This is a genomic window from Streptomyces pactum, assembly GCF_016031615.1.
Lineage (GTDB): Bacteria > Actinomycetota > Actinomycetes > Streptomycetales > Streptomycetaceae > Streptomyces > Streptomyces pactus.
Genome location: NZ_JACYXC010000001.1, coordinates 2,007,446 through 2,021,786, shown reverse-complemented (window position 1 = coordinate 2,021,786; position 14,341 = coordinate 2,007,446). Strand labels below are relative to the sequence as shown.

Below are 14,341 nucleotides of genomic sequence, written 5' to 3'. Positions count from 1 at the left end.
GTCAGGCCTCCGTCCGGCCGAACAGGCGCCGGCCGCCGTACTTCTTGTGCACGGCCTGCTTCGAGACCCCCAGCGCTTCGGCGATCTGCGCCCACGTCGTCCCCGCAGCCCGCGCCCGGTACACCAGAATCTCCTCCTGCCCTTCCAGGCGGTGGCGCAACGCGGCTGCCTCACGCAGCGCTTGGAGGGGATCGGCGTTCTCGGTGATCGAGGAAAGGTCAACTCCGGTCATGAGTCAACCTTGGTTGACTCGGGCCCATTCGTCAACCTGGGTTGACCGCATCGGTTGCGGTGCCGAAGGCCGTCGCGACGGCGGCGCCGCCGCCCGGGCCCCGGTTCACCGCCGGCCGGGCGGAAGGCTTCCCGCCCGGCCCGGGAGCCGCGGGGAGCGGTTGTGCCACGGCGAGCGGGTGTGTCACGGCGAGCCGCGGGCCGTGCGGAGGGTCGCTCGGCCGACTGCCGGGGTTTTCGGGGACCCACGGCCGCGCCGCGGGCCGGCCCCGGGGTCCCGGACCGGTCCGGTCGACGTGGCGCGCCCGCGCGGCCGACGCCCGGGGCGAGGCACCGGCGCGTCCCGGCTCCGTCGCGCCGGCGGCCACCGCGGCCGGTTGTGCCGCCGCACCGCCGCGCGGGAGGGGGCGGCGCGGCGGTGCGGTCCGTCACCTCACCGGGCCGCGGGACCGTCCCCGTCGAAGGCGTCGCGGTTCCGCACGATCTCCGTCCGGTGTTCCCGCACCCAGTGCACGACGTGGGTGACGGTGTCGTTGAGCGACCGGCCCAGCGGCGTCAGCTCGTACTCGACCCGGGGCGGGACCTCGGCGTAGGCCGTCCGTGTCACCAGGCCGTCACGGGTCAGCGCTCGCAGCGTCCGGCTCAGCATGCGCTGGGACACCCCGGCGATCCGCTCGTGCAACGCTGTGAAGCGGAGCGGCCCTTCGGCGAGCGTGGTCACGACCAGTACGGTCCACTTGTCCCCCATCCGGGCGAGCAGATCGCGCACGAGTTCGATCGTGGACGCGCATTCCGGGGCGACCCCGGCCGCCACCAGCCGGGAACGCAGCTCGGAATCCACGGGCCGGTTCCCTCCGGGTGCGTAGCTGACATGAAAGTGCGTGAGCGCGAGGCCTTGAACGCGACGACCGCACCCCCGTTACATACGGATGGTAACCAACGGGCGTCCGCCCGATCCGCCCCGATCCGAGCGAGGGAAAGATGACCCTGGGAGCCGCCGCACCGGATGAGGCCACCGACGGGCAGCACGACGGCGCGGCCCCGGGGGTGCGGCACGACACCTTCACCGTGGAATCCCACCTGGCCGCGGCCCCGGGCACGGTCTTCGGGGCGTTCGCCGACACGCCCGCACGGCGCCGGTGGTTCCGGCTGCCCGGCCGCCCGGTCTCGTACGAGCACGACTTCACGGTCACCGGCGGCGAGACGGCGTCGAGCGTCTTCACGGTCGCGGGTGCCGCGCCGGAGCGGCTCGCGTACGCCTCGCGGTACCTCGACATCGTGCCGGGCGCCAGGATCGTTTACACCTACACCTCACGCGTGGACGACATCGTGCGGTGGGCGTCGCTGGTGACCGTCGAACTGCGCCCGCGGGCCGGCGGCACCGAGCTGCGGTGGACCGAGCAGGCGGCCTTCCTGACCCCGTCCGCGGAGCCCGAGCACGACCTCCCGCACCTGCGCGGCGCCACCCGGCTGCGGCTGAACGGCCTCCCGGCGGCGCTGGACGGCTGACGGCCCCTGTGGTGGCGGTGGTCCCGCCCGGGGGCCGGGGCCGACCGGCCTCCGGTGTCCCGGAGGGGCGGCCTTAGGGTCGCGATCATGCCTGACATATCCATGACCGCGATCGTGCTGCTCTGTCTGGCCGCCGCCGCGGCGGGCTGGATCGACGCCGTGGTGGGCGGCGGCGGCCTGCTCCAGCTCCCCGCACTGCTCGTCGGCGTCCCCGGGGTGCAGCCCGCCTACGTCCTCGGCACCAACAAAGCGGTCTCGGTGGTCGGTACCACCGCGGCGGCGTTCACCTACGTTCGCAAGGGACTGGTGGACGTCCGGGCCGCCGTGCGCATCGGGATCGCCGCCGCCCTCGGCTCGCTCGCCGGAGCCTTCTTCGCCGCCGGGATCGACAGCGCGGTGCTCCGGCCGCTGATCATGGTCGTGCTCCTCGCCGTGCTCGCCTTCGTGCTGCTGCGGCCCTCCTTCGGCACCGCCCCGGGCGCCGTCGGTCCGCCGACCCGCGCCCGGGTCATCGCCGGCATCCTGATCGCGGGCGCGGGCATCGGCTTCTACGACGGGCTCATCGGCCCCGGCACCGGCACCTTCCTGGTGATCGCGCTCGTCGCCACCCTGCAACTGGACCTGGTGACCGCCTCCGCCACCAGCAAGGTGGTGAACGTCTGCACCAACCTGGGCGCCCTGGTCACATTCGCCCACCAGGGCACCGTGCTGTGGCGGCTGGCCGCGCTGATGGCGGTCTTCAACCTGGCGGGCGGCACCATCGGGGCCCGGATGGCGCTGAAGCGGGGGAGCGGCTTCGTCCGGGCGGTGCTGGTCGTGGTCGTCGTCTCGCTGGTCTGCAAGCTGGCGTACGACCAGTGGCTGGCCGGCTGAGCCGGTGACCCGTGGGGGCCGGCGGGTCCGCGGGACACCCCGGCCCGGTCCGGCCTCCGCCCGCCCGCGCCGCCCGGCCCGGCCTCCGCCCGCGCCGCCCGGCCCGGCCGCGCCGCCGTGGTCCGGTCTCCGGGGACCGGCCCCTGTGGCCCGGCTTCCGTGGCCCGGCCATCGCGGACCGGCTCCCGTAGCCCGGTCTCCGCCCGGTCCGGCCGCCGTTCGGCCGCCGCCGTTCGGCGGGGCCCGCCCGCGCCGCCCGGCGCCGGTCCCGGCCCGCCGGCCCGCTCCCGTTCCCTTTTCCGTTCCCGTGGTGGTGTGCCGCCCGGTCCCGCCGGCGGGCGGTCAGACCCGCCACGCCCCCTCCGCCGCCGCCCGTGCCGCGAACGCGCCGAAGTCCCGCGGCTCGCGCCCCAGGACGCGCCGCACGCAGTCCGAGAGGTACGCGCTCGACCCTTCCTCGATGGTGCGCAGCAGCCCGTCCACGATCCCGGCGTCCGCCTCGGTCAGCCCGGCCGCGACCAGGTCGGCGCGGAACTCCTGGTGGGAGACGGGGGTGTAGCGCAGGTCCCGGCCGGTGGCCCCGGCGATGGCGGCCACCGCTTCCCCGAAGCTCATCGGCCGGGGGCCGGACAGGTCGTACGACTCGCCGTGGTGCCGGTCGTCGGTGAGCGCGGCCACCGCCACCTCGGCGATGTCCGCCGCGTCGATGAAGGGCTCCCGCCCGTCACCGGTCGGCAGCCGCAACTCACCGGCCTGGAGGTACGGGAGGAACATGTCCTCGCTGAAGTTCTGCGCGAACCAGGTGGGGCGCAGGATCGTCCACCCCAGCCCGGAGGCGCGCACCGCGTCCTCCACCGGGCGGGCGGCCGGCCAGTCGCGGGCCGACAGCAGCACCACCCGGGCCACCCCGCGCTCCTTGGCCAGCCGCAGGAACTCCTCGATGTGGCCGGGAGCCCGGGCGCTGCCGAGGTCCTGCAGGTAGACCAGGTAGACGGCGGTCACGCCGTCCAGCGCGGGGCCCCAGGTGGTGGCGTCCAGCCAGTCGAACCGGGTGGCGCCGCCGCGGGACGCGGTACGGGCGGGGACGCCGCGCTCCGCGAGCAGCGCCGCCACCCGCCGCCCGGTCTTGCCGCTGCCGCCCAGGACCAGGACCGTGTCGCCGGTGGTGCCGGTGGTGCCGGTGATGGTGTCGCTTATCGAGCCGTTGTTTGTCATGCCCGTAAGTCAACCGGCGCGCGGGGCGGCCGACCATGCGCGGTCGGCTCGACCGCATGCGTGCGCGTCCACCGGCCGGATGGGGCAGGCGGGGTACGGGTCCATCGGCCGGTCCCGCCACCTGCGTGCGCGTCCGCCGGCCGGCTCCGGCAGGCGCGTACGGGCCCATCGGCCGGATCGGGCAGGCGCGTACGGGGCCGCCGGCGGCCTGACGGACCGGCACCCGCGTAGGCGTGCGGCGGAGCGGCCGGCGGCGTGGGTGCGACCACCGGGGCGGGCTGCGGGCCGCTGCCGCGGCCGTGGGGCGTTCCGGCCCCCGGGTCAGGCGTCGCGGTGCCGGTCGATCCCGTCGAGCACCGCACGCGCGTACGGCACCACCCGCGCCGTCAGCTCCTCGGTCCAGCTCTCCTCGGCGTAGTGGTGGTCCAGGTACAGCTCGCGGGCGTGCCGGAGCACCGGCCGGTGCTCCGGCGGGAGCCGGCCGAGGGCCCAGTCGGCGGCGGCGTCCTTCGGCCGGATCTCGCCGGTGGCCACGGTGGTCCAGACGCGGGCGAGGGTGAGCACCGCGTTCCGGGTGTCGTCGCCGAGGCCGGCGAGGAGTTCCGGGACGCCCGCGAGGCTCGCCCGGACCAGGTCCGGGTGCGGGACCGGGTCCAGCAGCCGGGCGGGGGGCGGGCCGGCGAGCGGCACCCCGTGGGCCCGCGCCGTGGTGAGCAGCACGGCCAGATCGGGCATCGGCTCCGGCCGGGGCACCGCGCCGGCCCGCAGCTCCTCGCGCAGCCACTCGCCGTAGAGGAAGTCACCGGTGGGCGGGAACCGCCACGGGTGGACCTCCGACCGGACCACGACGGTGAGCTCCACCGGGCGGAGCCGTCCGCCGGGGCCGGAGACGGCGAGCAGCCCGTCCCGCAGCGTCCGGCGCTCGGCGTCGTCCATGGACCGCCGGGTGAGGACGAGGAGGTCGAGATCGCTGGCCGGCCGCAGGCCGCCGAGCACGGCCGAGCCGTGGAGGCAGACGCCCTCGACCTGTTCGCCGAGCACCTCGCGGACGAGTGCCAGGGCCTGCCGCACCTGGTCCGCCGCACCGTCACCGACCACCGACGTCCACTCCATCGCACCAGTGTGGACCGGCCGCCCGGGAGCTGGCGCACCGACGGGGAGACCGGCTCAGCGCCGGACGGTCGCGGGCGGACCCGCGCACACGGTCTTCGGCCCGTTTCGCGGGCCCTCCGCGGGGCCGTCGCGCCGTGCGGCCCGGTGTGCGGCCCGCGCCCGGTGGGGCGCCGGCCGGGCCGTGAGGGTCCGGCGGAAGCGGGGTCAGGGGTGAAGGCGCAGCACTTTGGCGAGCAGCGTGGAGAGTTGCGCGCGCTCGGCCGGGGTGAGGTCCGCGAAGGTGTCGTCGAGGAACGCGGGTACCGCCTCCTCCGCGCGGGCGAGGAGCCGGCGGCCCGAGTCGGTGATCGTGACGGCGTAGGCGCGGCGATCGACCGCGTCGCGTTCGCGCCGCACCTGCCCGGCCCGCTCCAGGCCGTCGCAGATGCCGACCATGACACTGCGGTCGATGCGCAGTTGGTCGCTCAGGACCCGCTGGGAGCTGGGGCCGACCTCGGCGAGCATCTTGAGCACCAGGTGCTGCCCGACGCCGATCCCGGACTCGGCCGCCCGGGCCTCCGCGGCGCGGGCGACGACGGTCGAGGCCCGGCACAGCGCGATGTCCAGGCGCTCCGCGGCGAGCGTCGGGAAGTAGACGGTCTCGCGGTCCCCGGTCCTGGGCGGCATGCGGCCCACCTCCTCTGCCTGTGCCTGTGGGGCGGTCACGCGCCGATTCTACCCGGATTCGATCTGCCCACAGATTGTTTGCGCTCCACCCATCGCATTTGTATGCTCGCCAATCATCTGCTGGCAGATGATCTGCGTGGAGACGGAGGAGTGCGGATGGAGGTGCGCCATGGTGGAGCCCGACGGGCCGCGGCCGGCCGGCCCCGGATCCTGCCCCCGGTGCTGCTCCGCGCCGCGGTGTGTCCGCACCCGATGGGCCGGTCCGGCGGCCGGCGGGGGGTGGCCCCGCCCGTCGTCGGACGTGCCGTGCGGCGGACGCGACCCGTTTCCGGGCATGGCTTGTCCTCGGACGCGACCCGGTCGCCCCCGGACGCGGCGCTGCCGTCGGAACCGGCCTGTCGTCGGAAGGTCCCGTCGCCGTCGGGGGCGCGCACCGGTGGCTCACGCCGCCGGCGGCTCATGCCGGGGTGCGCGGGCACCCCGCGGGCTGCCTCTCCCTCGCCGGCGCCGCGCCGGCCCATGTCTCGGCCGGCGGTGACGGTCACCCGTCGGTCGACCTCGGCCGGCGTGACGGCCACCCGCGCCGGCCACGCCGACCCACCGCGCCGACCCACCGCCCGGCCCGCCGCGCCGGCCGCGACGGCCGCCCGCGGCGACCGCCCATCCGTACCGTGACGCAGAGGACGTGACCGTGACCCTGGACCTGACCCCCGACCAGCTTCTCTCCACCACCCGCGCCGTGCGCAAGCGCCTCGACCTGGACCGCCCGGTCCCCCGCTCCCTGATCGAGGAGTGCGTGGACCTGGCCACCCAGGCCCCGACCGGCCGCAACAGGCAGCGCTGGCACTTCATCGTCGTCACCGACCCCGGTCGGCGGCGGGCCGTGGCCGACATCTTCCTGCGCGCCCTGCCCCTGGCCGCCGGGCACCCGCTGACCGAACGCGACGCCTGGCGCATGAACTACCACCAGGGCTCCACCGGGCGGGTCTTCGACGGGCTGCGCCACCTGGCCGCCAACATCCACCGGGTGCCCGCCTTCGTCATCCCCGGGGTGGAGGGGCGCACCGACCACGCTCCGGTGACCGTGCAGGCGGGGGCGTGGGGCTCCATCCTGCCGGCGGTGTGGAGCTTCATGCTGGCCGCCCGGGCGCGCGGCCTGGGCACCACCTGGACGACGGCGCAAGGGCCGCTGGAACGGGAACTGGCCGAGGTGCTCGGCGTTCCGTACGACGACATCATGCTCGCCGCGTTCATCCCGCTCGCCTACACCATCGGCACCGACTTCCGGCCGGCCCGCCGGATCCCCCGCGAGCAGGTCCTGCACTGGGACCGGTGGGTGCGGCGCCCCGCCGGGCCCGCGCGGTAGCGCCCGCCCTCCTCACCGCCCGGCGCCCTCGCCACCCGCCCTCCTCGCCGCGCGGCGTCCGCCGCCCGTCTCGCGGTTCCCACGCTCGGGGGTGCGGGTGACGGGTGCCGGCGGGACAACGGCCCGGCGCCCCGGGGCAATCTGAAGGGCCCGGCGCCCCCGGGTCAGTCGAACGGCCCGGCCCCGGGCGGCGGCCCGGGAGGGTGGCGGCGCTCGGGGGTGGTGGCCGGTCGGTCCAGACCGGTGACCCGTTCGTGATGTTCACGCAGCGGTCACACTCCGCTCGGCGGTGCGTCGGGGCCCGCTCGGCTCCGGCCGGTTGCCTGCTGTCCGGCCCCGGGCGGCGTGCCCGGGGACGCGACGGTCCACCCCCGGTCGCCGCCCGGTCCGGGCCGCGTCCGCCGCACCCTCGGGAGCCCACCGTGAAACGCACCGCATCGTCCATCGCCGCCGTCCTCACCGCGGCGCTCGGTCTCGCCGCCGCCGCCCTGGTGCCCGCCGGCGCGGCACCCGCCGGGCCGGCCGGGGCCGGACGCGGCGGCGGCAAGGCCGTCACCATCGACGTGGTGAGCGACATCCAGGGGGACACCGGGGACTTCGGCCGGGCGCTGGACCAGATGCGCGGCCTGCCGGGCTCCAGCAGCGCGCTGGTGGTCAACGGCGACATCACCAACCGGGGCTATCCGCACGAGTACGCCGAGGTCCGGGCGACCCTCGACGCCCACCCGCACCCGGGCCGGACCTTCTTCACCATCGGCAACCACGAGTTCTACGTGCCGAAGTACTGCGACCCCGGCAAGCTGTGCCAGGGCACCTGGCCGAACGGCACCCCCGAGTCCCGGCTGTTCCAGAACTTCTACGACTTCACCGGCCTGGACAAGGTCTACTACGAGCGGGTGGTGGACGGGGTGCCGATGCTGATGCTCGGCACCGAGAAGTACATGAAGTACCACGACGCCACCAAGTGGGACGAGGTGTGGATGAGCGACGAGCAGCTCAACTGGCTCGCCTCCCGCCTGGAGCACTGGGAGCGCCAGGGCAAGCCGGTGCTGGTCTTCTCCCACCACGTGCTGCCCGACACCGTCTCCGGCACCCGCAACAGGCTCTACAGCGGCGACTACCTCCAGGCCGACCGGCTGCTGAAGATCCTCGGCCGGCACGAGGACGCGGTGCTCTTCACCTCGCACACCCACTGGGACCTCGGCCTCTCGGACTGGGCCGTCCGCAAGGTGGTGCCCGGCACCGGCAATCTCCGGGGCTTCACGGTGGTCAACACCGGAGCGGTCCAGACGCAGTGGACCGATGACGGCAAGGGCGGCGAGACCGCGCTGTCGGGCAAGGAGAACAGCGGGCTGCGGGTGACGGTCGGCAAGAAGGAGATCGTGGTCAAGGCGCGTGACTACCTGCGCGACCGGTGGGTGAAGGAGCTGCGGATACCGCTCACCCGCTGACCGGCCGCCCCGCCGGATCCCACGGACCGTCACCCCACCGGCCGCCGGGCCCCCGCCGCCCGGCGGCCGGTGCCGGGTCCGGCCCCTCGCCGCCGGGCCCTGGCGTACGGCGCCGGTCCCCGGCGGACGGTGGCGGGCCCGGCGCCCGGGGGAGCGGTCGAAGCACGGCGCGGTACGGGCCGTGCGCCCGCGCCCCGTACCGCGGGTCCCGCGCCGGGGTTCGCGCCCTGGTGCGCGGCCGGTGACCGGGCGCGCCGGGCCCGTCGGCGCTCATACGGTATGAGGCATGACCGGATGTCCGGATCGGCATCGTGGAAGCGGTGCGCGGTCCCGCCTAGCGTCGTCCCCATGACTGAGCCAACCGCCGAGCCCGGTGCCGAGCCGCCCTTCACCAGTTACGTGGAACTGATCCTCGATCAGCTCGCCGGCGACCCGGGACGCCCGGTGCTCGTCGCCTCCGACGGGCAGCGCATCCCGGCGGCCGACCTGATCGACACCGTGCACGCCACCGCGGCCGTCCTCGCCGGACGCGGCATCGGCCGGGGCGCCACGGTGGCGCTGCTCACCGGCAACCGGCCCGAGACGCTGACCGCGCGGTACGCCGCCAACCTGCTGGGCGCGCGGGCGGTCTCCCTCTACGAGGGCATGGCGGCGCCCACCCTGGCCTCCATCGTGACGAGCGTGGAGACCGACCTGCTGCTGGTGGAGCCGGAGGCGTACGGGACGGCCGAGGCGGTGCTGGAGCGGCTGCGGGCCGCCGGCGGGGCCCCGGAGGTGCTCTCCTTCGGCCCCGGCCCGCTGGGCGCCGACCTGACCGCGGCCGCCGCCCGCCACCGGGGCGCCCGGACGGCCGCCGCCGCCCGGCCCGACGACGACTGGTGCATCCGGTTCACCGGGGGCACCACCGGCACCCCCAAGGGCGTCCGGATGGCGCACGGCGCGTACAGCTGGGGGCTGTCGGTGCGGGCCGCGGAACAGCGCCAGGCACCGCCCCGGTTCCTCGCCTGCACCCCCCTCGCCCACCTGGCCGGCATCCTCGCCGACACCACGCTGCTCGCCGGCGGCCAGGTCGTCCTGCACCGCGCCTTCGACCCGCACCGGGTGCTGGCGACCGTGGAGCGCGAGCGGATCACCGACCTGTGGCTGCTGCCGCCGCTGCTCTACCGGCTCATCGAGGCGCTCGACCACCCCGCCGACCCCACGGCCCCCGCCCCCGACACCGGCAGCCTGCGCCGGATCATCTACGGCGGCTGCCCCTCCTCCGCCGCCCGGCTGCGCCGCGCCGCGCGGCTCTTCGGGCCCGTACTGCACTGCACCTACGGGCAGATGGAGGCCGGCTGGATCACCGACGCCCGGCCCGAGGACCACACGGTCACCGGCAGCGGCGGCCAGATCACCGTGGGCCGCCCCGGACCCGGCGTGGAGATCGCCGTCGTCGGCCCGGCCGGCGACCGCCTGCCGCCGGGCGAGCCGGGGGAGGTGCTGGTCCGCTCCGGCATGGTGATGAGCGGCTACTGGAAGCAGCCGGAGCTGACCCGGCGGGTGCTGCGCGAGGACGGCTGGGTGCGCACCGGCGACGTCGGCTACCGGGACGAGGACGGGTACCTCTTCCTGGTCGACCGGATCAAGGACCTGATCATCGTGATGGGCGGCCACGTGTACCCGGCCGACCTGGAGGAACTGCTGCTGCGCCACCCCGCCGTGGCGCACTGCGCGGTGTTCAAGGTGGTCCGGCCGGACGCGGCCGAGGAGGTGCACGCGGCGGTCGTGCCCGCCCCGGGGCCCGCCGCCGACGGTCCGCGGGACGACCTGGCCCGGACCCTCAAGGAGTACGTCACCGAGCACAAGGGCGCGATGTACACGCCCGCGGCGCTGCACTTCCTCGACGAGATCCCGCTCACCGCCGTCGGCAAGCCGGACCGCAGACGGCTCGGCGCCACCTTCGGACTCGCCGCCGCCCGGTAGCCGTAACGCGCGCCGGCGGAGCACCCGGGCCGTCCGTGCGGCGCGTGAGCCGGCTCCGGGGGGCGTACGGGGCGCGCGTCGGCGGGCTCCCGGGGCGGCCGTCGCCCGGCCCCCGGGGCGTACCGGAGCGGCGGAGCGGCCGGGCGGACCGGGGCGCCGTCAGGCGGTGGCGGCCGGCCGGGCCGGGGGCGCCGTCAGGCGGTGGCGCCCCGGACGGCGGCGCCCTCCTCGCCCGGGGTGGGGCAGCCGGTGGTGGCGGTCACCGCGGTCAGCAGCACCACCGAGTCCTGCACCGCCCGCAGCCCGTTCCGCTCCGGGGGGATCAGCTGCACCTGCCCCGCGATCAGCTCCTGCTCGCCGCCCGGGGTGGTCAGCCGGACGTGCCCGTGCAGCACCTGGAGGCTCGCCGCCGGGGGCGCGTTGTGCTCGTCCAGCTCGGTGCCCGCGGTCAGCGCGATCACGCTCTGCCGCAGCGGCCCGCTGCGCAGGAAGAGCCGGGCGCTGCGGCCGTGCGGGTCGTCATGGGCCAGATCCAGATGGTGACGGGCGAGCCTGGTGAGGTCGTCCATGGGCCTCCCCTCGTGTCTGCGGTACCTCTCCCATGGTCACCGGCCGGGGTGCCCCCCGCCAGTCGCACCGCCGGTGCCGCCGCGTGAACCACGGGCGGGGGCCGTGGCCGGTGAGACGGGCGAGGCCGCCGGTCCGCCGGGGCCCGGTGCGGCGGCCGGTCCGCCGGAGCAGGTGCCGCCGCACCGCGGGGCCGGGCCACCACCCCGCGCGCCGGCCGCCGGGGCGGGTGCCGCCGCGTTCCGGCGCGTGCCGGACACCGCCACGCGCCGCGGGGGCCGGTGACCGGCCGGCGGCGGGCTAGCGTGGGAGCCGCCGGGACGCGCCGGCCGGACGGCGCGCGGGCACGGGAGGAGAGGACGAACGGCATGGCGGACTACCTGGCCGTACTGACCACCACCGACAGTCCCGAGAAGGCGGAGGCGCTGGCCCGCGGGGCGGTGGAGGCGCGGCTCGCGGCGTGTGCGCAGATCAGCCAGCCGGTGACCTCGGTCTACCGGTGGCAGGGCATCGTGGAGACCGAGTCGGAGTGGCAGGTGCTGTTCAAGACCACCACCGCCCGCTACGACGAGTTGGAGGCGCACATCCGCGACGCCCACGACTACGACAACCCGGAGATCATCGGCCTGCCGGTGACACACGGCAGCGAGGCATACCTGGGCTGGGTGGTGGAGCAGACCACCATCAGCTAGGGGTGCCCGTGCCGTCGCGGGACCGTGCCCGGGCCGGCCGACCCCGTCCCGCGGCCGGCCGGCCCCGACCGGCGGTCGGCGGAACCCGCCCGGCGGCCCGTGGCCGGTGCGCGTGCCGCGCTCACCGTGTCCGGGAGACGGTGGTCCGCCGGCCCACCGCCCACCGCGCGGGCCGGTGGCCTGCCGTACGGGGTGGCGAGCGCCGGCCCGCCGTACATGGCGCCGGGACGCGCTCGTCGGTATGCCGGGGCTTGCCGGGGTGCCCGGTGCGGGTGCGAGGTGCCGGAGTGCCGGGGTGGAGGGCGTCCGGCGGTGACGGCGGTCAGGCGGGCCGGCGGAGGTCCAGCATGCAGAAGACCTTGTCGTAGCGGCGTTCGCCGACGGCGACGAAGCGGGGCAGCCGGCCGTACTCGGTGAAGCCCAGTGACCGGTACAGGCGGAGGGCCCCGGTGTTGTCCCCCCGGGCGTCCAGGGTGAGGACCTCGACCCCGGCCTCCCGGGCGTCGGCGATCAGGGCGGCGGTCAGCGCCCGGCCGACCCCACGGCCCTGGGCGGCGGTGTCCACCGCGAGCTTCTCCAGGTCGGCGTGCGGCCGGTGCGTCGGCCGGGTGTAGCGCTGCCAGTACCCCAGCCCGACCAGCCGGTGGCCGAGGCAGGCGGCGCGCAGGGACGCGTCCCCGGCCCGTACCGCGGTGAGGACCCGGCCGAGGAGGTCCGTCACCTCGTCCGGCGAGGGCGGTTCGACCCAGCCCAGCGCGGCACCGCCCCGGACCAGATCCGCCAGGATCCGGTGCGCCGACTCCGCGAACCAGGCTTCCCGCTCCGGGCCGGAGGTCAGCGCCTCCGCGTCGAGGAGGGCGGGTCCACCGTTCACACCGCTGGTCAGGGCCGGATTCATGGCCGGCAGCCTAGCCAACCCCACGGCCCGGACCCGGCGCGGCCCGTACCGGGCGCGGCTCGGACCCGGGCGCCGGACCGCACCGGGCGGGCACGCGGCTGCCCTCGGTCCCGGGTCTCCCTCCCCGCACACCGGACGGACGCGCGGCCGCGGTGCGGTCGCAGGTGTCGGGTGTCGCAGGTGGCCGGGGTGCAGCGGGAGCCGGGCGCGGACGGGGGCAGGGGGCCGGGGGCACCGTCGCGGGGCGCCCGGCCGCGCCGAGGGGCACGCGGCACGGTGCGGGCGGACCGGGCGCCGGACCGCACCGGGCGGGCGCGCGGGACGCCAGGGCGCCTCCCGGCCGGGGGCGGCCCGGGGGTGCCCAAGGGCTCGGGGCGCCGGGGCCCGGGGTGACCGGGGTGCACCGCCGCAGCCCGCCTATCCTGGGCTTTCGCCCCACCGGCGACCGGCCCCGGCCGGTCCGACGACCCCGCAGAACAGGTGCAGCCCGCCGTGTCCCTCCACCCCCGAAGCCCCCGCCGACGCGACCCCCGCGGCCCCCCGACGCCGCCCCCCGGCACGGCCCCCCGCAGCCGCCCCCCCGGCACGGCCCCCGAGCCCGCCGGCTCCCCGGCCGCCGTCCTGCCCAAGGCGGAACTGCACCTGCACATCGAGGGGACCCTGGAGCCGTCGCTGGCGTTCGCGCTCGCCGAGCGCAACGGCGTGGTGCTGCCGTTCGCGACCGAGGAGGAGCTGCGCGCCGCGTACTCCTTCACCGACCTGCAGTCCTTCCTCGACCTGTACTACGCGCTGATGGCGGTGCTCCGTACCGAGGACGACTTCGCCGACCTCGCCGACGCCTATCTGGCCCGGGCCCGGCGGCAGGGCGTGCGGCACGCCGAGATCTTCTTCGACCCGCAGGCGCACACCGCCCGTGGCGTGCCCGTCGGCACGGTCGTCGACGGGCTCACCCGCGCGCTGGACGCGGCGCCCCGGCGGCACGGCATCACCACCCGCCTGATCATGTGCTTCCTGCGGGACGAGGGCCCCGAGGCGGCGCTGGCCACCTTCGAGTCGGCCCGCCCGTACCTGGACCGCATCGCCGCCGTGGGCCTGGACTCGGCCGAGGTGGGCCACCCGCCGGCGGCGTTCCGGGAGGTGTACCGGCGCGCCCGGGAGGCCGGACTGAAGTGTGTGGCGCACGCCGGTGAGGAGGGGCCGCCGGCCTACGTGTGGGAGGCGCTGGACGTCCTCGGCGTGGACCGGGTGGATCACGGGGTGCGGTCCATGGAGGACCCCGAGCTGGTCGCCCGGCTGGCGGCGGACCAGGTGCCGCTGACCGTCTGCCCGCTGTCCAACCTGCGGCTGCGGGTGGTGGACCGGCTGGCCGACCACCCGCTGCCCGCGATGCTGGAGGCCGGTCTGCTGGTGACGGTGAACTCCGACGACCCGGCCTACTTCGGCGGCTACGTGGACGACAACTTCACCGCGGTGCGCGACGCGCTCGGCCTGGACGCGGAAACGCTGCGGACCCTGGCCCGCAACTCCTTCCGCGCCTCCTTCCTGGACGAGGAGACCCGCGCCCGGTACCTGGCGGAGGTGGACGCGCACCGCGACTGATCCCGGAACCCCGCCGCGCGCCCGCGCCGCCGGTGCCGTCCCGCGCCGTGGCGGGCCGTCGCCACCGGGGCAGGCCGTCGCCGCCGCGGCGCGGAGCCGTCCCGGGGCGCGGGTGCCGTATCGGTACGTGGTGCCGTACCGCGGCACGGGCCCGTACCGGGCGCTGGTGCCGTCCCGCGTTCCCGGTACCGGCGTC

14 protein-coding genes are annotated in these 14,341 nt (G+C 76.5%); 7 read left to right on the top strand and 7 right to left on the bottom strand.

Annotation, left to right across the window (positions count from 1 at the left end):
* Position 1 precedes the first annotated feature (1 nt).
* Positions 2-232, bottom strand: a complete 231-nt coding sequence (locus tag IHE55_RS07930) for a hypothetical protein (RefSeq protein ID WP_197988370.1) — start codon at positions 230-232, stop codon at positions 2-4.
* Positions 233-664: 432 nt separating this feature from the next.
* Positions 665-1,072 carry a winged helix-turn-helix transcriptional regulator gene (locus tag IHE55_RS07925; protein WP_307826560.1) on the bottom strand — a complete coding sequence of 136 codons (408 nt, stop codon included), beginning with the start codon at positions 1,070-1,072 and terminating at the stop codon, positions 665-667.
* Between the two features lie 140 nt (positions 1,073-1,212).
* Here IHE55_RS07925 and IHE55_RS07920 point away from each other — a divergent pair, with 140 nt between their 5' ends.
* Together IHE55_RS07920 and IHE55_RS07915 are read left to right on the top strand one after the other, a co-directional pair.
* On the top strand, positions 1,213-1,740 hold the full coding sequence (locus IHE55_RS07920) for an SRPBCC domain-containing protein (RefSeq protein ID WP_197988369.1): 528 nt from the start codon (positions 1,213-1,215) through the stop codon (positions 1,738-1,740).
* Between the two features lie 87 nt (positions 1,741-1,827).
* The gene (locus IHE55_RS07915; RefSeq protein WP_197988368.1) at positions 1,828-2,613 is read left to right on the top strand and encodes a sulfite exporter TauE/SafE family protein; all 786 of its coding nucleotides are present in this window, start codon (positions 1,828-1,830) and stop codon (positions 2,611-2,613) included.
* Between the two features lie 342 nt (positions 2,614-2,955).
* Here the strand turns inward: IHE55_RS07915 and IHE55_RS07910 are convergent, their stop codons facing one another.
* From IHE55_RS07910 to IHE55_RS07900, 3 genes are all read right to left on the bottom strand, one after another.
* Positions 2,956-3,828 (bottom strand): Rossmann-fold NAD(P)-binding domain-containing protein, encoded by an 873-nt coding sequence (locus IHE55_RS07910; RefSeq protein ID WP_197988367.1) that lies wholly within the window; start codon positions 3,826-3,828, stop codon positions 2,956-2,958.
* 321 nt (positions 3,829-4,149) lie between these two features.
* The gene (locus IHE55_RS07905; protein WP_197988366.1) at positions 4,150-4,941 is read right to left on the bottom strand and encodes an aminoglycoside adenylyltransferase family protein; all 792 of its coding nucleotides are present in this window, start codon (positions 4,939-4,941) and stop codon (positions 4,150-4,152) included.
* A gap of 204 nt (positions 4,942-5,145) precedes the next feature.
* Positions 5,146-5,607: a MarR family winged helix-turn-helix transcriptional regulator gene (locus IHE55_RS07900; RefSeq protein WP_197991862.1), complete on the bottom strand. Its 462-nt coding sequence runs from the start codon at positions 5,605-5,607 to the stop codon at positions 5,146-5,148.
* A gap of 691 nt (positions 5,608-6,298) precedes the next feature.
* On the opposite strand from IHE55_RS07900, the gene IHE55_RS07895 reads away from it, so the two are divergent.
* The 3 genes from IHE55_RS07895 (at position 6,299) to IHE55_RS07885 (ending at position 10,389) form a co-directional block, all read left to right on the top strand.
* A complete protein-coding gene (locus tag IHE55_RS07895) occupies positions 6,299-6,973 on the top strand; it encodes a nitroreductase family protein (protein ID WP_197988365.1) in 675 nt (224 codons plus the stop codon).
* 422 nt (positions 6,974-7,395) lie between these two features.
* Positions 7,396-8,424: a metallophosphoesterase family protein gene (locus IHE55_RS07890; protein ID WP_307826559.1), complete on the top strand. Its 1,029-nt coding sequence runs from the start codon at positions 7,396-7,398 to the stop codon at positions 8,422-8,424.
* A 348-nt stretch (positions 8,425-8,772) separates the two neighbouring features.
* On the top strand, positions 8,773-10,389 hold the full coding sequence (locus IHE55_RS07885) for an AMP-binding protein (protein ID WP_197988364.1): 1,617 nt from the start codon (positions 8,773-8,775) through the stop codon (positions 10,387-10,389).
* Positions 10,390-10,583: 194 nt separating this feature from the next.
* Here IHE55_RS07885 and IHE55_RS07880 read toward each other — a convergent pair whose 3' ends face one another.
* Entirely contained in the window at positions 10,584-10,958 is a 375-nt protein-coding gene (locus tag IHE55_RS07880) for a cupin domain-containing protein (protein WP_197988363.1), read from the bottom strand.
* Between the two features lie 366 nt (positions 10,959-11,324).
* On the opposite strand from IHE55_RS07880, the gene cutA reads away from it, so the two are divergent.
* Complete coding sequence (gene cutA / locus IHE55_RS07875; protein ID WP_197988362.1) at positions 11,325-11,648, top strand: divalent-cation tolerance protein CutA; 324 nt, start codon at positions 11,325-11,327, stop codon at positions 11,646-11,648.
* Between the two features lie 322 nt (positions 11,649-11,970).
* On the opposite strand, the gene IHE55_RS07870 is transcribed toward cutA, so the two are convergent.
* Complete coding sequence (locus tag IHE55_RS07870) at positions 11,971-12,546, bottom strand: GNAT family N-acetyltransferase (RefSeq protein ID WP_197988361.1); 576 nt, start codon at positions 12,544-12,546, stop codon at positions 11,971-11,973.
* Positions 12,547-13,167: 621 nt separating this feature from the next.
* Between IHE55_RS07870 and IHE55_RS07865 the strand changes: the two genes are divergently transcribed.
* Positions 13,168-14,145: an adenosine deaminase gene (locus IHE55_RS07865; protein WP_197991860.1), complete on the top strand. Its 978-nt coding sequence runs from the start codon at positions 13,168-13,170 to the stop codon at positions 14,143-14,145.
* Positions 14,146-14,341: the final 196 nt, after the last annotated feature.

What these genes read in the sequence shown, in the direction of transcription:
- IHE55_RS07930 (WP_197988370.1), bottom strand. Translation starts at nt 232, where the DNA reads ATGACCGGAGTTGACCTTTCCTCGATCACCGAGAACGCCGATCCCCTC.
- IHE55_RS07920 (WP_197988369.1), top strand. Translation starts at nt 1,213, where the DNA reads ATGACCCTGGGAGCCGCCGCACCGGATGAGGCCACCGACGGGCAGCAC.
- IHE55_RS07915 (WP_197988368.1), top strand. Translation starts at nt 1,828, where the DNA reads ATGCCTGACATATCCATGACCGCGATCGTGCTGCTCTGTCTGGCCGCC.
- IHE55_RS07910 (WP_197988367.1), bottom strand. Translation starts at nt 3,828, where the DNA reads ATGACAAACAACGGCTCGATAAGCGACACCATCACCGGCACCACCGGC.
- IHE55_RS07905 (WP_197988366.1), bottom strand. Translation starts at nt 4,941, where the DNA reads ATGGAGTGGACGTCGGTGGTCGGTGACGGTGCGGCGGACCAGGTGCGG.
- IHE55_RS07900 (WP_197991862.1), bottom strand. Translation starts at nt 5,607, where the DNA reads ATGCCGCCCAGGACCGGGGACCGCGAGACCGTCTACTTCCCGACGCTC.
- IHE55_RS07885 (WP_197988364.1), top strand. Translation starts at nt 8,773, where the DNA reads ATGACTGAGCCAACCGCCGAGCCCGGTGCCGAGCCGCCCTTCACCAGT.
- IHE55_RS07880 (WP_197988363.1), bottom strand. Translation starts at nt 10,958, where the DNA reads ATGGACGACCTCACCAGGCTCGCCCGTCACCATCTGGATCTGGCCCAT.
- cutA (WP_197988362.1), top strand. Translation starts at nt 11,325, where the DNA reads ATGGCGGACTACCTGGCCGTACTGACCACCACCGACAGTCCCGAGAAG.
- IHE55_RS07870 (WP_197988361.1), bottom strand. Translation starts at nt 12,546, where the DNA reads ATGAATCCGGCCCTGACCAGCGGTGTGAACGGTGGACCCGCCCTCCTC.